Source organism: bacterium (assembly GCA_031082185.1).
Taxonomy (GTDB): domain Bacteria; phylum Sysuimicrobiota; class Sysuimicrobiia; order Sysuimicrobiales; family Humicultoraceae; genus VGFA01.
Genome location: JAVHLI010000010.1, coordinates 20,337 through 41,786, shown reverse-complemented (window position 1 = coordinate 41,786; position 21,450 = coordinate 20,337). Strand labels below are relative to the sequence as shown.

The 21,450-nt window shown below is 62.8% G+C and carries 21 protein-coding genes; 8 read left to right on the top strand and 13 right to left on the bottom strand.

The features are described from left to right. Positions 1–18: 18 nt before the first annotated feature. Positions 19–1,143, top strand: coding sequence for a uroporphyrinogen decarboxylase family protein (locus tag RDU83_10035; GenBank protein ID MDQ7841352.1), 1,125 nt, complete (start codon positions 19–21; stop codon positions 1,141–1,143). A 37-nt stretch (positions 1,144–1,180) separates the two neighbouring features. On the opposite strand, the gene RDU83_10030 is transcribed toward RDU83_10035, so the two are convergent. Beyond that, the gene (locus RDU83_10030; GenBank protein MDQ7841351.1) at positions 1,181–2,164 is read right to left on the bottom strand and encodes a sugar-binding transcriptional regulator; all 984 of its coding nucleotides are present in this window, start codon (positions 2,162–2,164) and stop codon (positions 1,181–1,183) included. A gap of 189 nt (positions 2,165–2,353) precedes the next feature. On the opposite strand from RDU83_10030, the gene RDU83_10025 reads away from it, so the two are divergent. The 5 genes from RDU83_10025 to RDU83_10005 all read left to right on the top strand — a co-directional run bounded on the left by RDU83_10025 (position 2,354) and on the right by RDU83_10005 (position 7,362). After that, a complete protein-coding gene (locus tag RDU83_10025; protein MDQ7841350.1) occupies positions 2,354–3,610 on the top strand; it encodes an ABC transporter substrate-binding protein in 1,257 nt (418 codons plus the stop codon). Positions 3,611–3,699: 89 nt separating this feature from the next. Continuing rightward, positions 3,700–4,533, top strand: a complete 834-nt coding sequence (locus RDU83_10020; GenBank protein MDQ7841349.1) for a sugar ABC transporter permease — start codon at positions 3,700–3,702, stop codon at positions 4,531–4,533. Next, positions 4,530–5,396 carry a carbohydrate ABC transporter permease gene (locus tag RDU83_10015; GenBank protein MDQ7841348.1) on the top strand — a complete coding sequence of 289 codons (867 nt, stop codon included), beginning with the start codon at positions 4,530–4,532 and terminating at the stop codon, positions 5,394–5,396. The genes RDU83_10020 and RDU83_10015 overlap by 4 nt, the downstream gene beginning before the upstream one ends. A 4-nt stretch (positions 5,397–5,400) precedes the next feature. Continuing rightward, positions 5,401–6,267: a metallophosphoesterase gene (locus tag RDU83_10010; protein ID MDQ7841347.1), complete on the top strand. Its 867-nt coding sequence runs from the start codon at positions 5,401–5,403 to the stop codon at positions 6,265–6,267. A 69-nt stretch (positions 6,268–6,336) separates the two neighbouring features. Next, positions 6,337–7,362 (top strand): glycerol-3-phosphate dehydrogenase, encoded by a 1,026-nt coding sequence (locus tag RDU83_10005; GenBank protein ID MDQ7841346.1) that lies wholly within the window; start codon positions 6,337–6,339, stop codon positions 7,360–7,362. 35 nt (positions 7,363–7,397) lie between these two features. Here the strand turns inward: RDU83_10005 and RDU83_10000 are convergent, their stop codons facing one another. The 10 genes from RDU83_10000 to RDU83_09955 form a co-directional block, all read right to left on the bottom strand. After that, positions 7,398–8,423: a dipeptide ABC transporter ATP-binding protein gene (locus RDU83_10000; protein ID MDQ7841345.1), complete on the bottom strand. Its 1,026-nt coding sequence runs from the start codon at positions 8,421–8,423 to the stop codon at positions 7,398–7,400. Then, the gene (locus RDU83_09995; GenBank protein ID MDQ7841344.1) at positions 8,420–9,406 is read right to left on the bottom strand and encodes an ABC transporter ATP-binding protein; all 987 of its coding nucleotides are present in this window, start codon (positions 9,404–9,406) and stop codon (positions 8,420–8,422) included. Before RDU83_09995 ends, RDU83_10000 begins: the two co-directional genes overlap by 4 nt. Positions 9,407–9,467: 61 nt before the next feature. Next, the gene (locus tag RDU83_09990; GenBank protein MDQ7841343.1) at positions 9,468–10,568 is read right to left on the bottom strand and encodes an ABC transporter permease; all 1,101 of its coding nucleotides are present in this window, start codon (positions 10,566–10,568) and stop codon (positions 9,468–9,470) included. A 57-nt stretch (positions 10,569–10,625) separates the two neighbouring features. After that, positions 10,626–11,612 (bottom strand): ABC transporter permease, encoded by a 987-nt coding sequence (locus tag RDU83_09985; protein ID MDQ7841342.1) that lies wholly within the window; start codon positions 11,610–11,612, stop codon positions 10,626–10,628. An 82-nt stretch (positions 11,613–11,694) separates the two neighbouring features. Next, positions 11,695–13,650, bottom strand: coding sequence for an ABC transporter substrate-binding protein (locus RDU83_09980; GenBank protein ID MDQ7841341.1), 1,956 nt, complete (start codon positions 13,648–13,650; stop codon positions 11,695–11,697). A gap of 107 nt (positions 13,651–13,757) precedes the next feature. After that, on the bottom strand, positions 13,758–14,189 hold the full coding sequence (locus RDU83_09975) for a cupin domain-containing protein (protein ID MDQ7841340.1): 432 nt from the start codon (positions 14,187–14,189) through the stop codon (positions 13,758–13,760). A 20-nt stretch (positions 14,190–14,209) separates the two neighbouring features. Further along, the gene (locus RDU83_09970) at positions 14,210–15,226 is read right to left on the bottom strand and encodes a uroporphyrinogen decarboxylase family protein (GenBank protein ID MDQ7841339.1); all 1,017 of its coding nucleotides are present in this window, start codon (positions 15,224–15,226) and stop codon (positions 14,210–14,212) included. 4 nt (positions 15,227–15,230) lie between these two features. Next, on the bottom strand, positions 15,231–16,271 hold the full coding sequence (locus tag RDU83_09965; GenBank protein MDQ7841338.1) for a LacI family DNA-binding transcriptional regulator: 1,041 nt from the start codon (positions 16,269–16,271) through the stop codon (positions 15,231–15,233). Between the two features lie 75 nt (positions 16,272–16,346). After that, on the bottom strand, positions 16,347–17,507 hold the full coding sequence (locus RDU83_09960) for a uroporphyrinogen decarboxylase family protein (protein ID MDQ7841337.1): 1,161 nt from the start codon (positions 17,505–17,507) through the stop codon (positions 16,347–16,349). Then, on the bottom strand, positions 17,504–18,154 hold the full coding sequence (locus tag RDU83_09955; GenBank protein ID MDQ7841336.1) for a corrinoid protein: 651 nt from the start codon (positions 18,152–18,154) through the stop codon (positions 17,504–17,506). The genes RDU83_09960 and RDU83_09955 overlap by 4 nt, the downstream gene beginning before the upstream one ends. A 212-nt stretch (positions 18,155–18,366) precedes the next feature. On the opposite strand from RDU83_09955, the gene RDU83_09950 reads away from it, so the two are divergent. Beyond that, positions 18,367–18,975 carry a nitroreductase family deazaflavin-dependent oxidoreductase gene (locus tag RDU83_09950; GenBank protein ID MDQ7841335.1) on the top strand — a complete coding sequence of 203 codons (609 nt, stop codon included), beginning with the start codon at positions 18,367–18,369 and terminating at the stop codon, positions 18,973–18,975. Then, a complete protein-coding gene (locus RDU83_09945) occupies positions 18,972–20,129 on the top strand; it encodes a hypothetical protein (protein ID MDQ7841334.1) in 1,158 nt (385 codons plus the stop codon). Before RDU83_09950 ends, RDU83_09945 begins: the two co-directional genes overlap by 4 nt. A 99-nt stretch (positions 20,130–20,228) precedes the next feature. Here the strand turns inward: RDU83_09945 and RDU83_09940 are convergent, their stop codons facing one another. Both RDU83_09940 and RDU83_09935 read right to left on the bottom strand, forming a co-directional pair. Next, positions 20,229–20,858 carry a hypothetical protein gene (locus RDU83_09940; GenBank protein MDQ7841333.1) on the bottom strand — a complete coding sequence of 210 codons (630 nt, stop codon included), beginning with the start codon at positions 20,856–20,858 and terminating at the stop codon, positions 20,229–20,231. Positions 20,859–20,964: 106 nt separating this feature from the next. Then, positions 20,965–21,393 carry a hypothetical protein gene (locus tag RDU83_09935; GenBank protein ID MDQ7841332.1) on the bottom strand — a complete coding sequence of 143 codons (429 nt, stop codon included), beginning with the start codon at positions 21,391–21,393 and terminating at the stop codon, positions 20,965–20,967. Positions 21,394–21,450 lie beyond the last annotated feature (57 nt).

Genomic DNA, 21,450 nt, shown 5'->3' with positions numbered 1-21,450 from the left:
CTTCCGCCCGGAGCGATCATGCTCGATCGCATATCCATGGTTCGCAAGAAGACGGAGAGGATGTCGGCAAAAGAGCGTGTCATGACAGCCATCGCCCACGAGGAGCCCGATCGTGTGCCTATAGACCTATGGGTCGCTTCAGAGGTTAAGCAGTACCTGGCTGAGCATTTTGGCTATGACTACGATACCCTCCTTGATCTGTTGGGAGTCGATTTCCGCGTGGTGCAGGGACCGAGGTACGTTGGCCCAGAGCTCATGACCCAACCGAATGGGTTGCGCAGTGACGTATGGGGAGTACTTCGCCAGCCCGTCACCTACGGGCAGGGCGAACGCAAGGGCACCTATCTGGAGGTCGCCTACTCGCCGCTCGCGCACATGACTACTGCTCGCGAAATCGAAGAGTACAGCGGTTGGCCCTCGCCAGACTGGTGGGACTACGGCCATATTGCTGACGAATGCCGCCGGCACGCCGGGAAGTGCGTTGTGTACGCAGGCGATCGGCTGGATCGCACCGCGCAACTCAAGACAGCTATGTATCTGCGCGGTGTGGAGCAGATCCTGATCGACTTGGCGCTCAATCCGGGAATCGTAGAACGCATTGTTGAGCGCGTCACCACGTATTTCCTTGAGTACAATCGGCGGGTCTTCCAGGCCGCCGCGCGGGCAATTGACATCTTCATGATGGGTGATGATTTTGGAATGCAGACCGGGCTCTTCATGAGCCCGGAGAAGTGGAAGCGTTTTTTCGCACCCGGGTTTCGGCAATGCATTGAGTTGGCCCACGAGTACGGCGTGAAGACAATGCACCATACGTGCGGCGCTGTAGAGCCCCTCATCCCTGAGTTCATTGATGCAGGGCTCGACATTCTCCAAGCCCTCCAACCGCGCGCCGCCGGTATGGATCTGGCCGGCCTCAAGAAGAAGTACGGTCGCCACCTTTGCCTGCACGGATCAATGGATATCCAGCAGACAATGCCCTTTGGGAGTCCCCAGGACGTAAGGCGCGAGGTGCGGGAGCGCATGGATGTGGGTAAGCCGGGCGGGGGCTTCATCATCTGTACTGCGCACAACCTTCAACTGGATGTTCCCACCGAGAACATCGCGGCGCTACTGGAAGCCTATCATGAATACGCCCCGTATTGAGCAGACCCTGGGCCATCGAGGCTTCATACCGCTTTGCTCAATCCCGCAGCAGGGCTTCGGCGGTCTCCCTGTCGGTTATGAGCACGGTGCAGTACCGACCTCGAAGTGCCCCCCTGATCGCCTCTACCTTGTGCAGACCCCCTGCTACGCCCACCGAGAGTCCCTTGGAGCGTAGATCCGAAAGCTCGATGGCGATGGTGCGCGCATCGAGATCCGGAGCTGAGGGACTCCCATCGTGATCGTAGAACCGTCCACAGATGTCCCCGACAGAGCCGGAAGCCTCCAGTCTCTGCAGTAGTTCCTCATTGACGTGGCCGGTCTTGTAGAGCGAAGACAGGCTGGACAGGCTGCCTATTCCGAACACGCAGATGGTGGCCTTGCGCCCCAGTTCCAGCACGGCGGATATCAGGGAGTCGCTCACCAGGCTGGCTTTGATGTCAGGCCGGTCGACGATGAGCGGCGCCGGCAGAAGGTTGGGCTCGGCGCCGAAAGCCTCGCTCACCCGGTGGATGATGTATTCGGCGTGGGTCGGTTGAGTCGTGCGGTCGAGGCTGCCGTTGATCTGAACGGCCTTCACAGCCGGCGTAGGAGTAGGTGTCAAATGGCGGGCACACTGATAGAGGGTACTCCCCCAGGAAAGCCCGACGACGTCACCCGCGCTGATCCGCTGCTCCAGGAAAGCAGCAGCCGCCTGTCCCAGGGCCTCCTTGTTCGCCTCGTCGGATTCTGCGGCCGGTGCCACGACGCGCGCTTCGCGAAGGCCCCAGGCAGTCTCCAGTGCGTGCTCGAGCTCGGTGAAAGATGAGGACGGAGACGGACGTATCCTGATCTCGACAATGCCCTGCGCCCGTGCCCTCTTCAGCAGGCGCCCGACCAACTGGCGCGATATCCCCAGGCGCTGTGCGATCTCGGCCTGCGTCAGGTCGGCCTTGTAGTACAGCGTCGCGGCCTTGGTCAGAAGCCTGCTGTCTTCGTTGATCATCGGCGGACCGGCGCTTCTCGCTGCCTCCCGGCCAAGCATCTTGACATGCCTCGCCTTCAACCATACTATAACATATGGAAGAGGGTTGAGCAAATGCTCAGGCCGGGTCGCCATCCAGCGGGGCACGACCCGCGAGTGCTGTGCGGTCTGCCATCTCAACGAGCGCCGGTCTGGGAATGAGCAACGGAAGGACGCACGGCAGTAGACTCCGCTCTCAAGGAGGCCCCCATGAAGGCAACACATGCGTACCGTGTCCTGGGCATTGGTCTGCTCGTTGCGATGCTGCTGACCGGCGCGTCGGCCCAAGCCCCTTCGCTGACGCTCACATTCGTGCGCCTGAGCACTGCGGCTCACAACGCCTATCTGGACCCCCTCATAGCGGCCTTCGAAAAAGCCCATCCCACGTTCAAGATTGAGTCCATCAACGTGGCGGCAGGCGGCTACGAGGCGATCGCGCAGCGGGCTCTACTGGGCGCGGCCGGCGGCACCGCCCCCGACCTCGTCCAAGTTGGGTACCATCTGACGCGCACATTCGTGGAAAGCGGAAGGGCGGTCGGGCTTGACATCTTCATGAAGGCAGACAAGGCCTTCAGGGATGACAACCTTCTCCCGGCAATGCTTAGTCTGGGGAGGGTGGACGGCAAGTACTACTTAGTTCCGATCGGCACCAGTACTCCGGTGATGTACATCAACGAAGAGGCCTTCCAGAAGGCCGGCCTCGACCCCAAGAGCACTCCGAAGACCTGGGCCGAGACGCGCGCAGCAGCCGAGAGGCTCAAGGCCGCCGGCTACGAAGGCGTGCTCTGGGGATGGTCAATAACCGGGAACTGGATCTTTCAGACCATGCTCGAGCAGGCTGGTGGGCGGATGGCGAGCGACGATGGCTACACGGCGACGTTCAACCGCGAACCCGGCGTCAGGGTGGCCGAGTACTTCGCCGATCTGTCGTCGAACAAGCTCATGCCTGTCACGGACCAAACGGTGCAGCTCTTCTCCTCGGGGCGGTTGGGGATGCTGGTTGACTCGTCGTTCCAGCGCGTGAACCTTCCAAAGGCGTCCAATTTCCCAGTGCGCATGGCGACCATCCCGACGCCCGACGGTCGGCCCGGTCGGCTGCCGGCCGGAGGCAACGGAATCATGATCCTCTCTCAGGACGTCAGCCGCCTGCAGGCCGCCTGGCGGTTCGCCAGGTACTTGACGGAGCCCGAGGTTAACCGGATCATCGGCGAGAACTCCGGGTATACTCCGGCAAACCAGAGCGTGTTGGTGGCATTGCGCAAGCAGTACGCGAAGGACGCGAACTACCAGGTTGTGCTGGCGGACGGCGAGCGGGTGGTCCCCTGGCATTCCTGGCCAGGGCAGAACGGCACACAGATCTCGCAGATCATCCGGGATGCACAGCATGCGATCCTCCTCGGCCGACGCGCTCCCAAGGCGGCACTAGACGAGGCGGCAGTGCAGGTGCAGGCGCTTCTGAGGCGGTGACCTCCTCGCACGCGGAGCAGGTCATCCCTCCGCGCATGCACGCGCGAAGGCGGGCGGCTTGGACCAAGAGTATGGGTGGATACCTCTTGGTGCTGCCCGCCTTCGTATTCCTTGTACTCTTCAAGTTCGGCGCCGTGGCCTACCTCATACCACTCAGCATGATCGATTGGATGCTGGGCAGTACTACGCGGAAGTTCGTAGGGCTCGGAAACTACGAGAAGATGTTCGCGGCGCCAGAGTTCTGGAATGCGCTTAGGGTAACAGCCATCTACACTGCGGCGGTCGGCACGGCCAGCATCGTTGTCGGACTGCTGCTCGCGCTGGCGATTCGGCGCGCCGGCAGGCTGCAGGGAGCGTATCAGGCGGCCTTCTTTCTTCCCGTGGCCGCCACGATGTCCGCGATGGCGGTCGTGTGGAGGTTCATCTTCGACGCCAATATCGGTGTCCTCAACGCTGTTGCGGTCGCGGTGGGGCTTCTGCCTGTGGACTGGCTCCAGACCGACCACCTGGCGTTGTTCGCCGTGATCCTAGTCGGAGTCTGGAGCAACATGGGGTACGCGATGGTGCTCTTCCTGGCCGGGTTGACGACCATCCCGCGCGAGCTGCACGAGGCGGCAGCCATCGACGGCGCGAGTGCGATGCAGCAGTTCCGCGCGGTTACGTGGCCCCTCCTTTCGCCGGTGACGCTATTTGCGGTGGTAATCATCACCCTGAGGGCAGTCCAGACGTTTGACTCGGTGAAGATCCTCACCGATGGCGGGCCCCTAGGCGCCACGCAGGTCCTCTCCCGCTTGCTCTATCGTGTAGGGTTCCAGTACTTCGACGCGGGCTACGCGGCGAGCATCGCAATGGTCTTCTTTGCCCTGCTGGTAGTGGTAACGCTGACCCAGATGCGGGCAGAACGTCTGGTGCACTACCAGTGACCGTCGCGCGGCCGCCCCTGAGCGTTCCGCGATTCAAGCCCAGCGCTCTACTCCGCGCGGCGAGCATCCACGCATTCATTATTGCGATGGCATTTGTGACACTCTTCCCGTTCCTCTGGATGGTGGGGACTTCCCTGAAACCGCCGAAAGAGGTCTTCCGGCCCGGTGTGCATCTGTTGCCGACGGCTCCCACGCTCGGGAACTACGCTACTGCCGTGCAGCGAGCCCCGCTGGGACGCTTTCTGCTCAACGGTGTCATTGTATCGGGCAGCATACTGGTGCTGCAGTTGCTCGTGATCATCCCGGCCGCATACGCGTTCGCCCGGATGACGTTCCCGGGCCGGGATCTGCTGTTCTGGCTGGTCCTGGCAGCCCTCGTTGTGCCCGGATACGTTACGGCGGTGCCGAACTTCCTGTTGCTGTCTGGGTGGGGGCTGATCAACACGTATCCGGCACTGATCCTGCCCTTCGTGGGATCGGCCTTTGGCATCTTCCTCCTGCGCCAGTTCTTCAGGCAGATTCCCGGCGAGATCCTTGATGCCGCGCTGCTCGATGGATGCGGCGCGGGCAGGCTGGTGTGGCACGTCCTGCTGCCTCTTACGCGGCCGGCCATCGCGGCGTTTGCTGTGTTCAGCATCGTCACCCACTGGAACGACTTCTTCTGGCCGCTCGTCGTCATTCAGAGCAGCCACCTCTACACGCCCCCGGCCGGTATCGCCTACTTCGCGGACGCCGAGGCAGGAGCGAACTGGGGAGTAGTCATGGCAGCCGCGGTGATAGTTGTAACCCCCCTTGTGGCGGTGTTCCTCGTCGCACGCCGGCAGTTCATTGAGAGCATGGCTCATGTCTCCATCAAGGGGTGAAGACATGAATCGCACACCGCCGAGTGTCAAGAGCGCAGACGAGGCCGTCGGTGCCCACCCTGTGAGACTCGCGCTCGTCGCCGACATTCACTACGGACAGTTCTCCGAGGCCAAGGCGGGCCCGGAAGCCTTGCGCCTGCTCGAAGGTGTTATTGACGAAGTGAATTCCGTAAGCCCCGATTTGGTCGTTGATCTGGGGGATCGGATCAACGAAGAATGCCTGGACAGGGACGCCGCGCTCTTCCGAAAGGTCTCCGAGCGGTTCCAGAAACTCCGCGTGCCCTGGAGATTCCTGCCCGGCAATCACGACCTGGTCCACCTGTCTGTTGCCGAGTGCGAGACCGTCCTGGGGCAGCCTCTTAGTCATCACAGCATGGACCTACGAGGCTGCCACCTCGTGTTCTGGCACGCGGACCCCCGGCAGCGGCCTGCTGGGCGTGCCGTCGAACGAGGAGATCTGGACTGGCTGGAGGCCGACCTGCGCTCAACGGATCTGCCGGCCATCATCTTCACGCACATACCGTTTGGCGGCGCATCCGTGGTTGGCAACTACTACTTCGGTCACAATCCACCGGGCGGCGCGGAGTACCGAAATGCGTCGGGCATCCGCGACGTCCTTGGGTGCACCGAAAGCGCGGTGCTCGCGATTGCCGGACACGTGCACTGGAACACCCTCACGACAATCGATGGGATTCGCTACGTCACGATCCAGTCTCTGACCGAGACATTCACCACCCATCCACATCCGGCCGGTGCATGGGCGCTGCTGGAGATGACGCCTGAAGGCTTCCATCTGGAGATCAAGGGGCGTGACCGGGCGATCTTCTCATTGCCCTTCAAGCAGCGCGGCCATCACTGGCTGACCCGTTGAAGCGGTGGAGGGCCACGGCTCTTACGATATCTGCGGCCGGCACAGCCGGCCCCTCACAGGAGGAGCACCGTGGGACGAATAACGATAATCGGCGCTGGCTTTATGGGGTCCTCCTTGAGCATCCCGGCTACCGACAACGGTCATACCGCCGCCCTCTGGGGTACACATCTCGACGGACATATCATCGCCGCCCTTCGCGCGCACCAGCCGCATCCCAAGCTTGGCATACACATGCCCGAGCGTGTGCACCCCTACGCGAAGGAGGAGTTAGCAGCGGCGCTGGAAGGAGCGGATCTCGTCATTCTTGCCGTCATCTCGGAAGCGGCGCTCCCGGTGCTCGAGCGCGCGCGTCCCTTCCTCCCCCCGGACGTTCCGCTCGCCGTGGTCTCCAAAGGGTTGGTGGACTGGAGCGGCAGGGTGGTGACCATTTCAACCGCCATCGCGGCGATGGGGGTCTCGCATGTCGTGACCATCGGGGGGCCGAGCAAGGCGCTGGAGCTCGCCTGGCGCGTCCCGACTCGGGTTCTCTATGCGTCGCCCAATGTCCGAGCCCGCCAGCAGGCGCGGGAATGGTTTCAGACCTCCTACTACAGGGTCGACGAGTCTGACGACCAGCAAGGGCTCGAACTGTGCTCAGCCCTCAAGAACGCGTACGCCATCGCCATTGGACTGTGCGACGGCCTTGTGGCCGCCCGCCGCGCCGAGGCCATGTACAACACCAAAGCCGCGCTGTTTGCCCAGGCGTTGGTCGAGATGGAGCGCCTGGGCCGTCAGGTTCATCTCCAGCCGGCAACCCTTCACGCGCTCGGCGGGGCAGGCGATCTCTTCGTAACCGCAGTCGCGGGCCGGAACCGCAAGTTTGGCGAACTGCGCGGCTCTGGGCTGCCAACAGCCGCTGTCGTGGAGCTGCTGCAGGCGCAGGACGAGCTCACCGAAGGCTACGGCGCAATCCGCTGGTGTTGGCGCTACGCGTCCGAGAGCGGCGTCCAGGACCTCCCGCTACTGCGCGCGCTCCATAGGATTGTGTACGAAGACCAGGACGTGGAGACCGAACTGCGCGCAGCCTGCTTTGTTCCCGGGGGGCGGTCGCCTTAGCGGAGCCCGTGGGGTCCTACGGCAGGGACCGCGCCTCACGCCACCCCGGGCAGCTTCAGTTCATCGGCGCGATGGCAACTGACGAAGTGGCCAGGCGAGATTTCCCGAAGGGCCGGCGCGTGCGTGCTGCAGAGGTCGACGGCGTGGGGGCAGCGCGGGTGGAAATAGCAGCCCGGTGGCGGATTGGCCGGACTCGGGACTTCGCCCATCAGTTCGACGTTGCCGGTCTTGTAACGGGGGTCGGGCACGGGCACCGCCGCCATCAACGCCGCCGTGTAGGGATGCCTGGGCGTGTCGTACAGCTCCTGCGTGGTCGCCATCTCGGCGATCTTGCCCACATACATCACAACAACCCGGTCACAGACGTGCTTGACCACACTGAGGTTGTGCGCGATGAACAGGTACGTAAGACCCAGTTCGCGCTGCAAATCCAGCATGAGGTTCAAGATCTGCGCCTGCACGGAGACGTCCAGCGCGGAGATCGGCTCGTCGGCGACCACGAGACGAGGATTCAGTGCCAGCGCGCGGGCAATGCCGATGCGCTGCCGCTGACCACCGCTGAAGGCGTGGGGAAAGCGCTGCATGTACTCCGGCCGCAGTCCGACCAGTTGCAGCAGTTCCTCGACACGCTCGACACGCCTCCGGCGGTCCTTCATTCCGCTGACCAGCAGCGGCTCGCCCACGGTGTCGAAGATCGTCATGCGCGGATTGAGAGAGCCGTACGGATCCTGGAAGATCATCTGGATCTGCGAGCGGAGCGGGCGGAGATCCTGCCGCGGCAGCCCGGCCAGGTCCACGACGGGGCCATCGGTCGTCTGAAACAGGATCTCGCCTCCTGTGGGTGTGTAGGCGCGCAGGATGCAACGGGCCGCGGTTGTCTTGCCGCAGCCGCTCTCACCGACCAGGCCGACGGTTTCGCCTTCCCCAACAGTGAAGCTGACGTCGTCCACCGCGCGGATGTGCCCGACAACACGGCGCATGAAGCCCTTCGTGATTGGGAAATACATGCGGAGGTTCCTGACCTCCAGCAGCGGCCGGGCTTCCTGTGAAGGTCCTGTCACGTCCGCCCCTCCGCTTGATCTTGTAGGAAACAGCTCACCAGGTGCCCGTCTGGGGTCGGCCGCAGGGTCGGAACCTGCCGGTCGCATGTCCCGGGCATGAAGTGCAGGCAGCGCGGATGGAACGGACAGCCACGGGGACGGTTGAACGGATGCGGAATCGAACCGCTGATCGTTGGAAGATTGACCCGTGGTGTCGAGCGGATGCTCGGAATGGATCGTAGCAGCGCCTGCGTATAGGGATGTTTGGGCGCGTGGAAGATGCCGTCCACAGGGCCCTGCTCCATCACCAGGCCGAGGTACATCACCAGCACGTAATCTGCCGTATTGGCGATGACTCCCAGGTCGTGGGTGATAAAGACGATGGCGGAATTGCGCTTCTCCTGGAGTTGCCGTAGCAGACGCAGCACCTGGGCTTGGGTGGTAACGTCCACTGCCGTGGTGGGTTCGTCGGCAATCAGCAGCAGCGGATTGCACGAGAGTGCCATGGCGATCATAGCCCGCTGGCGCAGGCCGCCACTCAACTGCCAGGAGTAATTGTCCAACCGCTGCTCGGGGGCGGGGATTCCGACGTCACGGAACAATCCCGCGGCCACCCGGCGGGCCTCGGCTTCGCTCACGGATTGGTGCAGCGCAATTGCTTCGATGACTTGATTGCCGACCGTGTGCACCGGGCTGAACGCCGCCATGGGCTCTTGGGGAATAAGGGCGATCTCTCCGCCGCGGATGTTGCGCATCTCTTTGCCGCCGGGGTCCAGTTTGGCCAGGTCCAGGACGGGCTCGTCGTCGTTGTCGTGGGGCCTGGAGTGCGCCCGGCGAAGCAGGATCTCGCCCGAGACGATGCGTCCCGGCGGCTCGACAATCCGCAGGATGGCCTTAACGGCCACAGTCTTGCCGCATCCGCTCTCGCCGACGATGCCGAAGACCTGACCGGGGAAGACATCGAAGGACACCCCATCGACGGCCTTGACGATCCCCTCATCCATGAAGAAGTGGACCTTCAGATCCCGCACCGAGAGGAGGGGGTGGGTCCGACTACTCTGTTGTCTAGTTACCATAGGGGTCGGCGGCATCCCGCAGGCCGTCTCCAACAAGATTGAACGCCAGCACGGCGACGATAACGAGCAGGCCGGGGATAAGCAGCCAGGGCGCATTAGCGACGGTTTGGATGTTCTGCGCTTCCTGCAACAGCACCCCCCAGCTTATCGCCGGCGGTCGAATGCCCAGACCAAGGTAGCTCAAAGACGTCTCGCTGATAATCATCACCGGGATGGCCAGGGTGCTGGCGGCGATGATGTGGCTGGCCACGGCCGGCAGCATGTGGCGCGTGATGATGCGGAACCGGCTGCATCCCGCCAGCTCGGCGGCGAGAACGAAGTCCTCCTCGCGCAGGGACAGGAACCGGCCGCGCACCTCCCGTCCGAGCGTGGTCCAGCCGATGAACGCGAGGATGACTGTGATCGCGAAGAACACCTTCTGCGGCGGCCAGTCCTGCGGTAGCGCGGCGGTCATGGCGAGCCAGATGGGAATCGTGGGCAGGGACTGCAGCAGTTCAATCAGCCGTTGTATGACCAGGTCCGACCATCCACCGAAATAGCCGGAGATGCCTCCCAGCAGGGCCCCCAGGATCACGCTGAGCGTGACGGCGATCAGGCCCACGGTCATTGAGGTTTGCGTACCGTGCATCAGGCGCGACCATTGATCGCGGCCCATCCGATCGGTTCCGAGCAGATGCACCCTGTCTTGGGTGCTGTTCCCAGTGCCCAGGAGGTGGATGTCTGTACCGAAGAGCCCCAGCACCTTGTATCTGTAGCCGCGCGTAAACAGCCGGATGGGCACCCTCTTCGTCCCGTCAATGTGCCACTCCATGCGCAGGGTGACGGGGTTCCGTTTCCCGATGACCGCAGGCGATGATAGGCTGGGTCGCCAGCCGTCGAAGAAGCCGAAGCGCTGCGCGGGGATGAAGGCCATGCGCGCGTCGCTGGCTTCGGGGTGCAGGGTGCTGAAGAAATCGGGGAACAACACCACGGCGTAGAAGGCGATCAGCACTGCGCAACTTGCAAGCGCCAGGCGGTGCTTCCTGAAACGCCACCAGATGAGCTGCCAGTTGGACGCCAGCGAGACCCGCTCTTCGGCCTCGGACGTGATCGGCCTGGCGAGCTTAACGACGGCTTCCTCAGCCCGTGGGTTCCCAATCACCGCGTCTCAACCCTCCATGCGAATCCGCGGGTCAGCCCAGGCCAACAGGACGTCGGATATCAGCGTGCCGACGATGGTGAGGAAGCAGTAGATCAACAGAATGCTGCCCGCCAGATACATGTCCTGACTCACCAGCGCACGCAACAGGAGAGGCCCGATGTTGGGGAGGTTCATCACCGTTGCGACGATGAGGCTACCTGAAAAGAGCTGCGGCAGGTACCAGCCAATGGTGCTCACCAGCGGGTTCAGCGCGATACGCACCGGGTACTTAAGGACGAGCCGCCACTCCGACAGCCCCTTTGCGCGCGCCGTGACAACATACGGCTTGTTGAGCTCGTCCAGTAGGTTGGCGCGCATAATGCGCGTGAGGCGGGCTGTTCCGGCAATGCCGAGGATGATCATCGGCAGCCAGATGTGCTTGAGCAGATCAACAACGCGCTCCAGGCTCCAAGGCGCCTGAACATACTCGGGGGAGAAGAGCCCGGTGATGCTGATACCGAAATGGGAAAAGGCGAGCCACATCAGGACCAACGCCAGCAGGAAGTTGGGCGTCGCCACGCCGACGTAGTTCAGCACAGCGAGCGCGTAGTCGAGAAACGAGCGCGGATGAGTCGCCGCGTAGATGCCGGCCGGTATCGCTATCATCCACGTGAAGATAAAGGAAAGGAGAGCAAGCAGGACGGTAAGCAGCAGGAATTCGCCTATCAACTCTCGATTCGGACGCTGATACTCAAGGGACAGACCCAAGTCCCCCTTGAGCAGGCTTTCCATCCAGCGGACGTACTGGATGTGGATCGGCTGGTCGAGCCCAAACTGATGCTTCAGCGCTTCGACCTGCGCCATGTCCACCGAGGAGCCGGATGCCGCCAGCATTGAGACGTAGCTGGTCAGGAAGTCACCCGGCGGCGCCTGCACCAACACGAAGACCAGAATCGAGAATACCAGGAGCAGGACCGGCAGGAGGAGCAGGCGTTGGACAATGACTCGCAGCACCGAGACTAGACCTCGCCTTCAGTCAGGCGGCGGGCAGCACCGGTATGGTGCGGTTGCCGCCCGCCGCCGCGTATCACTTCTATCACTTCTTGAAGAAGAACGTCTCGGGGCGCGCATTTCCCGGCGTGCGCAGCGGCCAGTCATTGCCCAGCTTGTCAGGGACGTTGCGCATCCTCACGTTGGCCACTACGACTCCCTGAATCATCGGCGTCAATCCGATGATTCCTATCTCGTACATGTTATCCACCCAGATCTTGAATATCTCCTGGGCGATCCTGACCTGATCCCTGGGGCCGACCGTCTTGCCCCTGTCGATGAGTTCGACGATCCTCTTGGTCTCAGCTGGAGGCTCAACGCCTTCCCTTCCCCCTGTATCGTACCACTGCTTCCACAGCGGCCCTGTGGTTAGCGTTCCGTAGAGGAGAGACCGCGGATCGTACTTGGGCACACCCGTGAACGGGAAGCCCGAGGTGTCCTGATTCCAAATCTCCACCTGTAGATCGTTGGCCTGCCGCATCGTGAAATGCAGCGAGCGGTCGCGAACCTGCACGATGGTCCTGATGCCGACCCGCTCCCAGTCTTTGGCGACCAACTGCGCTATGTCGGGCCAGGGGCCGAACGCGGGGACCACGGAGAGTTCGATCGTAGCGCGCCTGGTGGTGCCGGGAAAGAGACGGAATCCTTCCGCGTCCTTTCGGTCCAGGCCGATCCTGTCCAGCATCCTGTTGGCCTCGTCCGCCCGGTATTCGGTGTACTTCTTCGCGTAGGCATCGCCCGGATAGTAGGGGTGCCACGGCGCAGCTACGGGCTGACGAGGTTCGCCCAGGCCGAGGAACGCGGACTCCTTGATCTCGTTGCGGTTGATGGCGAGCGACATGGCGATACGAAAGTCCTTGTTCTGGAACAACTTGGCCAGGTCGGGGTCCTTGGCGAAGGTCTGGTTGATGCTAACGGAGGCATCCGTGCCGCCGAAGGTTGGCCACAGAATAATACGGTACTTGCCCGCCTTCTTCTCCTGCTCTTTGAACACGGGGTAGTTGGCCAGGCTGATGTGCCGTTCCTGCAGGTCCAGTTGCCCGGCAATCGCCGCCATGTTCAGGGAAACGGCATCGGTAAAGAACTTGAACTGGATGAAGTCTATGTAGGGAAGCTGGTTGCCTGCCTTGTCCACGCCCACGAAGTACGGGTTGCGCCGCAGGATGAACATCTGGTCGCTTACGCGCGTCACGGGAACCCATGCCGCCATGGTGGGGCGCATCGGGTTTTCCGGCGGGTGGTTCCTTGCGGCGAAGAGTTCCACCCAGGTCCTGAACTTGGCATCGGCAGCCATGCGATCCAACTGTGCCTTGTCGGTGTACTTGACGTGGAACTGCTTGAGGTAGTTGGACGGGAGGAAGACCGCGTAGACCCGATCGCCGCTGTCCTTGTTGGCCAGCTCCATCAGAAACGTAGTGTTGGGTTCCCTGTACACCCAGCGGACCGTGTTGTCGTTGATCTTCTCAACCACAACGGTCGAGCCGTCCTTGTTCCTCATCCAGAACGGGATGGCAGGCGTAAGGTCCTTGTTCAGAAGCACATCGTTGTACCAGAACATGATGTCGTCGGCGGTAAACGGGGTGCCGTCCGACCACTTAGCACCCTTGCGGAGTATGACCGTCCAGGAAGTGAAATCCTTGGAAGGTTCGACTTTCGATGCCAGCTTTGGATCAACCTTTGTGCCGTCCGGCGAGTAGCGAACGAGCGCATCGTACACAACGCGATGGTAGTTGTTGAAGTCACCGGGCCCCAGGAACCCACGGCGCCACATGCCTCCGTGCTGACCTATGCTCTCAAAGGTCTCAACGACGAGTGGGTCTTCGGGCAGGCGCTGGCCCACAGGCGGAAGCTTTCCGGCCTTCACGAGTTCGGCGAGCATGGGCGCTTCCTTGTACTTGGGCGCCTGCGCCAGGGCGTGCGTGGGCGTAGGGGCATAGGTGCCCGCGCACAGCGCGAGAATGGCAATCGTGAGGATCACGAGGCGATGCCGTTTGCCCTTCATTTGTGCACCTCCATTCTTCCCACCTCACTCAGAGGTGGTGCTCCCGTGCCGAAACCGAACACCACCGTGTCTGCCGTCGGGCCCCACCTCCTCCTCCTACAGAAGTCTTACTTCTCAGACCGTACCCGGTCGAAGTCCCAGCCGTTCATCTCGCACACGGCCCTCATGTGGATGTCCCAGGTGGGTTCATCTTTGGGTCTCCCACCCACGAAGGCGTCGACAGCCAGATAGCGCACCGGCTGCGGGCCGGTGCACGCGATCTTGTGTATCGTATGCGGGGGTATGCGAACCAGGTCCCCAGGATTCACGGGGTAGGATTCCGGCGTCTCACCGATTTGCAGGACTCCAACGCCCTCCATGACATAGAAGACTTGCTCCGTGTCGTGATGGGAGTGCTGGGGCGTGGACTCGCCTGGTTCCAACGTGACGACAAAGGCCTCAGAGGTCTCCGCCTCAGCGCGATCCATGATCAGATCATTGGTGTGGGTCGGGAGACGATACCGCACGGTGTCGGTGGTACTGAAAACATACCTTGTCATCTTCATCCTCCCGGTCATCTTCATCCTCCCGCTGCTTGGACAAGTGCATCGATCGCCTCGGGCGGCGTTCCTGGGCTGACACCTCCACCCGCAGATAGGATCAGGCCCCTTCCGCCGGTCTTGCGTACGCACTCCTGCGCCCAAACCGCCACTTCCGCCGGTGTGCCGCGCGCCATTACATCCAGCGGTGGAACGTTGCCCATCATCGCAACCCCCGGCATCTTCGCTTGGAGGTCGGCAATGTCCATGGTGTGGCTGAAGTTGAACACATCGAGACCAAGCGTGGACATAGGCCCGGCGAGATGCGCGCAGGGAGTGTCGTTGTGGAAGATCTTGACCAGTCCGCCGAATTCACGAAATATGCGGGAAAGACGCGGTTGGGCAAACTGCTCGAACATCACCGGCGAGAGCATGCCGGCGATGTCGTCGAGCAGCAGGATGCCCTCGGGTGCGCGGAGCACGTTCAGTTGCGCGCGCAGCCATGCGATCGTAGTCGCCGTGAGAGTATCGAGCAGACGGCTGCTGGCGTCGGGTTCCACTTTGAGCGCGATCAGGAACTCGCTCACACCAAGCAACCACGCTGCCACGGCGAACGGGCCGCGCGCAGCAACCACCTGCACTTTGACGCCCTCCGGCAACAACCGACGTTCTGCGTCGGCGTAGCGCTGCAGGACCAACGGCATCAGGCCGTGTCGCCACGGATCAGGGGGTTCCATCTCGACGAGCACGGCAAGACCGCCCCTCACTGGCTCAATGGACGGCGGCTGGTCGTGATGCCATAGCACGCGCGCGCCGAAGGCGGACGGTTCGATTGCCATGCCGTACTCGACCCATAACCCGGGAATCCAGGCCACTTCGGGAAACCGGTCGCTCAGCCCCAGGTTGATGCGTAGCCACTCGTCGGGCCGGAGAAAGTAGTCCAGGGTGTCGATGCCGGCGTGACCGGGCAGCCAGGGGCTATCCACAATCAACGCGACGGGCACCCGGTCGGCCTGCCCGCCCCGCGCAACCACAACGAACCGTTCCCAGGGTGACATCGCTCTATGCGTTGCCGGCGGGCGCGGGCCCAGTGGATTCGCGAACGGTCAGCGGGCTCTCCATCAGCGAGTAGCCCTCGCCGGGAAGCGGCTGCCCCTGAATTATGCGGCGCAGGAGCTGCATCGCCAGGCGGCCCATGCGGTACTTGGGTTGAGCAATGGTCGTCAGGGGCGGGTCCGCGTGAGCCGCCATCGCGATATCGTCGAAGCCGATGACGGAGATATCCTCTGGCACCCGCAGGCGGTGTGCCCGCACGGCGTGCAGGACGCCAAAGGCCATGATGTCGTTGTAGACAATCACGGCGGTTGGGCGGTCCACCGGTGGCTGCGCCAGCAGTGAACTCATCGCCAGAAACCCCCCGCTCACGTTCGGCAGACTGCTGACACACAATTCGGGCCGCAAGTCGAGCGCTGCTTCAGCCAGAGCAGTCACAATTCCGCGCCGCCGCGCCTGTGAGGCCTCGGAGGTATTCGGTCCGGATATACAGGCGATGCGGGTGTGATGCAGATCAAGGAGGTGACGCGTCGCGCGGTAAGTAGCGTTTTCGGAGTCAACGGTCACACAGGGAATCCCAGGGTGCCGGATGCACCGATTCAGCACAACCATCGGCATCCTGTGGCGGCTGCGCACAGAAACCAGCTGCTCGAAGGAGAGGCGGGAGCCGCAGATAATGGCACCGCTGATTGCCTGTCCGGTCAGCGCACGAAGGATCTGTTCTTCTCGCGCCGGGTCCTCGGTCGTATCAACCAGGACGGTCATGGACCCGTCCATGCCTCCCTCGTCTTGAACACCCCGCGCGATCTCAGCAAAGAAGGGGTTCAGGATGTCGGGAACCAGGAGAACGACGGCGCCCTGCAGGGCAGAGGCGTTCGGACGCGCGGGAGGTGGCTCATAGCCCAGGGAGGTGAGGGAGGCAACAACGCGCGCCCGGACGCTTTCACGCACCGGTGCGCTGTTGTTGAGCACGCGGGACACCGTGGACTGGGAAACGCCGGCATCGCGTGCCACGTCGGAGAGGTTTGGGTGAGATCTCCTGACGTTCACGCCCATGTCTTCCTCGTCGCGGCTGAATGATCCGATGTTTTTCTGAAACTATTCAACCACTATTCGCAAATCATGTCAAGAGGCCGCGTACCCCCCGAGTTCCTGCGCCGCTTCCCACATCGCGATGATATTCTCAGGCGGAACGTCGGCCTGGATGTTGTGCACGGTGCTGAAGACAAAGCCGCCGCCGGGCGCGAGGGCCTCTACGTTGCGCTTCACGTCGTCCTTCACCTGCTGGGGCGTGCCGAACGGCAGGACCTCCTGCGTGTCTACGCCCCCGCCCCAGAAAACAATATCCTTGCCGAAGTCGCGCTTGAGGCAAGCCGGCTCCATCCCGCTTGCGCGGATGTGCACAGGATTCAAGATGTCTACGCCCATCTCGATGAAGTCCGGCAGGAGCGGGCGCACGTTGCCGCACGAGTGGAAGAAGAGCCGGGCCCCGGGGGCTAGTTGCTTGATGCGGTCGAACAGGATCTTCAATCGCGGCTTGAGGAGCCTGCGGAACATGCGCGGAGAGATGAGCTGCGATGTTTGCGTCCCGTAATCATCTGCTTCCGAGACCACGTCGATCACAGCGGCGAGCCGTGGCAGGGCCATTTCCCAAAAGGCCAGTTTGAGTTCGAGCATCTTGTCGAGAATCGCGCACGCGAGCACCTCGCTGGCGGCCATGTCCGCCAGGCAGTCCTCTGTGCCGCGCACGCGCTGGGCCATCTCGAGGATCCCTGCCAGCACGCCCTTGATCATCACGGCCTTGCCCTGCGCCCGGTACTCCGTGGCCTGCTCGTGCAGGCCTGCGATGCGCCGCGGATCGCCCGTATTGGGCCACCCGTGCGCGCGAAGGTCGTCGAGTGTGAGGGCCGCCCCCTCCAGCGGAGAGCGCACAATGGAGTAGTAAAGGCCGTCGGGCTTAGGGCGCCGATGCGTGATGCCCCACTCATCGGTGTACTCCCAGGCGTCGCCCACATCCGCATTGGTGATGTGCCAGTTGTGGCTGTTGAGCGGGAACAATCCGCGCACATCAACACCGAAGTGCTCGATCAGATCCTCGTCGGGCAGCGCAAGCTGCTGGATCGTGTCGCACATCCGCGGTTCTACGGGCGGGAGGCCGATGTGCCCGCGCAGACTCTGGTAGGCGAGGACGTGAATGCCGGTGACCTGCGTGCTGACGAGATCAAATGGCACACGGTCGGGTTCGCGGTGATCGAGCGCGGTGAGCAGGCGCTCGCGGGAGTTCACGGGCCTTCGGGTAGCCCCAGGACGCTCTTGGCAACCCTCACGGCTGCGGTCGCGCTCTCGCCGTACCCGTCGGCGCCGATCCCTGCCGCGAACCGGTCCGTGACCGGGGCTCCGCCCACCAGGACCTTCACGCGCTCCCGTAGCCCTGCCTCCGCCAGAGCGCGGATCACCGCCTCCATCTGGGGCATTGTCGTCGTCAGCAGGGACGAGATCCCGAGAATCTCCGCCTGGTGCTCGTGCACCGCCTGGACGAAACGCGCGGCGGGAACGTCCACCCCCAGGTCCACCACCTGGAACCCTGCCCCTTCCAGCATCATCGCAACCAGGTTCTTCCCGACATCGTGCAGGTCGCCCCGAACGGTCCCGATGACCACGGTGGCGACCGGCCTGACGGCCCGCTGGGCCAGGAGCGGCTTGAGGAGCGCCAGGCCCGCCTGCATCGCCCGTGCGGAGACCAGCATCTCCGGTACGAAGAACTCTTGGCGCTCGAATCGCGCCCCCACCTCCGTCATCGCCGGAATCATCCAGCGGCTCACCAGATCTTCCGGGGGCACGTGCTCGTCCAGCGCCGCCTGGACGAGTTCCTTCACCCGGACGGCATTCCCCTCGACGATGGCGGTCGGGAGTTCCCGAAGATCAGTCACCACGGTATATTCTCCTATGTCGTAGTAATGAGTGTCTCCCAACAGGAAGGATTCGTCATCCGACCGTCTCTGCCTTTCAACAGAACCCAAGAAGAGCAATCGCCAGCGACAAGAAGAGAGCAGGCGCGTCGGGCGCGAGTGGCGAACTGGTCCGATGGCGCCGCGGAAGACCAATCGCAAAGGCGGAGTTGCGATCACAGGGGAAGTGAGCCCCGATGGACCTGTCCCGCATACCTCCTCAACGACTCCGTGGGTGGTTCAAGACCTTCAACAAGTTCATGGTTCTGCTGTGGCGCTTGGGCCTCGGGAGCTATGGGAACGGCACCAGGTACGGCGGATACGTCATGGTTCTCAAGCACACCGGCAGGAAGACCGGCCTCACCCGCCTGACCCCCCTCAACTTCGCCGACGTGGGCGGCGACATCTACTGCACGGCCGGCTTCGGGCAGGCCGCTGACTGGTACCGCAACATCACGGTCAATCCTCGGGTGGAAGTCTGGCTGCCTGACGGCCGGTGGTCGGGATCGGCAGAGGACGTCACAGGAAGGCCGGATCGAATAGACCTGTTTCGCAGGGTCATCATAGCCAGCGGCTTCGCAGGTCCCTTGTTCGGGGTAAACGAGAAGAAGATCACCGATGCGGAAGTAGAGAGCCTGCTGGGGACCTACAGGCTGGTCCGCATCCAGCGAGAGCAGGCCGTCACAGGGCGCGGCGGCCCTGGAGACCTGGCATGGGTGTGGCCCCTGGCGGCGCTTATCCTCGTGTTGCTGCTGGTCGTAAGGGGCTGGCGCCGATTAGATCGGGCCTTCTCCTTTGAAGAATGAACAGGACCAGTCGCCCGAACCCGACGCTCGCGAACGTTATCGTGATAGTGCTGGCGTGCCTCATCATGGTCTTCCTATGGGGACGCATCGAGCCCGACTCCCCTCGGTTCGCAGGATGGGATCTTCACCTCTATCGAAGAATGGCCGACGCGGCACCGAATCTCAATCTCGAAATCCGTCCCCCCTTCGTCTACCGGATCCTGGGCCCATATCTCGCCGGAATCCTGCCCGTTCAAAGGGATTCAGCGTTTCTGTTCCTCACGCTGGGTGCAGCCTTCCTTGTCCCTTTGACGCTCTATATGTTCCTGCGCAAGCTCGGAGTGACCCCTTCAAACGCTACTCTTTCCACGGTTCTCTTCATTGCCAGCAGGGGGCCGTACGGGTTCGCGGTTTGGGACTACTACCAGTTCAATGACCTCCTCGCACTCCTCTGGATCCTCCTCTTGCTGTGGACCGCGCACACGGGGAGCTGGCTCTTCTTTGGTTTGATCCTCGTCCTCGGAGTTCTTACGCGAGAAGTCATCGTTCTCATGCCCATCGTTGTCCTGGTGTATCTGATTGAATCCGGTCGCTGGAGCAAAGAGCGCAGCGTATTCCTGCTGTCGTTGGCCCCAGCCGCTTTCGCCTTCCTGTCGCTCGTCCTGATGGTGCTCGCGCATGGGACGTCGCCGACCTATTATGCGGGCGCGGTCTCAGCGTACGGGCGGGGAATCCTGGAGGTGCAGCCGTGGCTCAAGGTGCTGGTTTTTGCGTTCGCCCCTGTCTCGCTGTTCCCACTTCTTACCCCAGGCAAGACCTGGAGACTGCTGATGGGGGCAAGACACCTGCTGCTCCTCTACGCCGTTACCGTGGGAACAATACTCTTCAGCCCAGACATGGAAAGGCTAATGGCTCCCGCTTTTGTCTCGTTCTACTTCGTCCTCGGGAAACTGCTTGATGAGAACCCTCTCGGTTCACGGCAGGTGGCCGTCTTGCTGATAGCGGCCTTCCTGGGCAGCCTCCACCACATCTATGCGCGATACCCTTTGCCGACGCGCGAGACGACCGTTCTATTTTCCGGCGCGGCGACCGCCCTGGCGACTGGTGTCTACTGGTGGCGACTTCGAATTGCGGCAGGCAGTCCACCGCACCCGGTTTCCCTGGACACCCGATAGTAATGAGAAGACCCGGAGCCGGCTGGGGGCCGTCTCCGGGCACCTTGCATCCGACCTGCCGCCGCCACGCGCTGGGCACCCTTCTGGATCCGGGCAAGCCTATCGAGCCGGCCTGACTGTAGAAAGGGTCACCTGCTGACCCGTGGCGAGCACCAACGTAGTCAATCCGCCAGGCCCGAAACTGTAGCACACGCCCTTCACGAAGAAGAAGCGGGACTCCGTGCCGGCAAGCAGACCCAGTGGGGCGGGCGCGGCCGCGGTAGGCCTGCCGGCGAAGAAGAACTTGACCCGCTCTCCTGCGCGACCGGCCTCCACCGGAGCCACGGCCCCCAAACCGTCAATCCTGTAGTCGGCGTGGATCGTCCCAGGGAAGCCGATCGTGTCAACGCGAACGATGCGCCCGGGCAGACCCGGGGCGGTGTCCCTGATGCGGTAGTAGAAGTGGACCAGTTGGGTTCTTGATCGGACGGCACGGTTCTGCAGTACGCCCCCGAACAGCGAGTTGCCCGCGGCGTCCCTGATCACAAATGGGATCAACTCGTCGTGCAAGACGGTTCCGGCCAAGTCGGGCTCAGCAGCCGCCGTTGTGCCGGGTAGCCGAACTCCGACCGCGCCATCCGGGAGCAGCACCGACGCCTCGGTCACCGAGAGGGCCACGATCGCCACTAGGAGCAGGATTCCCCAGGTGGCCGACATCACAACGCGGCCTTGCGCGCGCGAACTGATCATCACAGACCTCCCTCCTCCCTTTGATGTGCAGCGTTCTCCGTGCTCACGTGCAGACCACGCAGACCGGCAGGGAGCATCCAGGGCCGGGCTGCTTGCCCCTTCCCGGCTACCTCCGGACGAGCTCGAACACAAGATTGTCCGCGGAGCCGTCGTTGTAGCTGCCGGACAGCCTCGTCATAATCACATTGACCACGACGCGCCTCGTCTCGCGGGGTACCGTGCCGGTCACCGCGCGCAGCAGCCCGCCCTTGTTCCGAAAGTGATCCGAGGTCACCGGCCCGATTGTCGCCTCGCCGAGCGGCACCCCCGCGCCAGTCTGGAACGTCACAAGCACGGTTGCCTGGTCGTCCTCAGCTTCGCACGTGCCGAGGTACTCGTACAGTCGGTAAGTGACCGCGCCGGCATCGATCTCGGAGCCCGCGGTCAGGATGATCGTCTGAGTGACGGTTGAACGAGCGTTTTTGGCCCTCCCACAGAGAGAAACCCGCCGGATGCACCGTATCGCACCGCCGTGAATCCTGTCGTCACCGTCCACTGGGGCGGAGGTATAATCGCTTCGTCGTCTGGAGCGCCAGGGCCGGCTTCCGCGTCG

Excerpts from the sequence above, each read along its gene's own strand:
- RDU83_10035 (MDQ7841352.1), top strand. The coding sequence starts at position 19 with ATGCTCGATCGCATATCCATGGTTCGCAAGAAGACGGAGAGGATGTCG.
- RDU83_10030 (MDQ7841351.1), bottom strand. The coding sequence starts at position 2,164 with ATGCTTGGCCGGGAGGCAGCGAGAAGCGCCGGTCCGCCGATGATCAAC.
- RDU83_10025 (MDQ7841350.1), top strand. The coding sequence starts at position 2,354 with ATGAAGGCAACACATGCGTACCGTGTCCTGGGCATTGGTCTGCTCGTT.
- RDU83_10010 (MDQ7841347.1), top strand. The coding sequence starts at position 5,401 with ATGAATCGCACACCGCCGAGTGTCAAGAGCGCAGACGAGGCCGTCGGT.
- RDU83_09995 (MDQ7841344.1), bottom strand. The coding sequence starts at position 9,406 with ATGGATGAGGGGATCGTCAAGGCCGTCGATGGGGTGTCCTTCGATGTC.
- RDU83_09980 (MDQ7841341.1), bottom strand. The coding sequence starts at position 13,650 with ATGAAGGGCAAACGGCATCGCCTCGTGATCCTCACGATTGCCATTCTC.
- RDU83_09975 (MDQ7841340.1), bottom strand. The coding sequence starts at position 14,189 with ATGACAAGGTATGTTTTCAGTACCACCGACACCGTGCGGTATCGTCTC.
- RDU83_09970 (MDQ7841339.1), bottom strand. The coding sequence starts at position 15,226 with ATGTCACCCTGGGAACGGTTCGTTGTGGTTGCGCGGGGCGGGCAGGCC.
- RDU83_09950 (MDQ7841335.1), top strand. The coding sequence starts at position 18,367 with ATGGACCTGTCCCGCATACCTCCTCAACGACTCCGTGGGTGGTTCAAG.
- RDU83_09945 (MDQ7841334.1), top strand. The coding sequence starts at position 18,972 with ATGAACAGGACCAGTCGCCCGAACCCGACGCTCGCGAACGTTATCGTG.
- RDU83_09940 (MDQ7841333.1), bottom strand. The coding sequence starts at position 20,858 with ATGATCAGTTCGCGCGCGCAAGGCCGCGTTGTGATGTCGGCCACCTGG.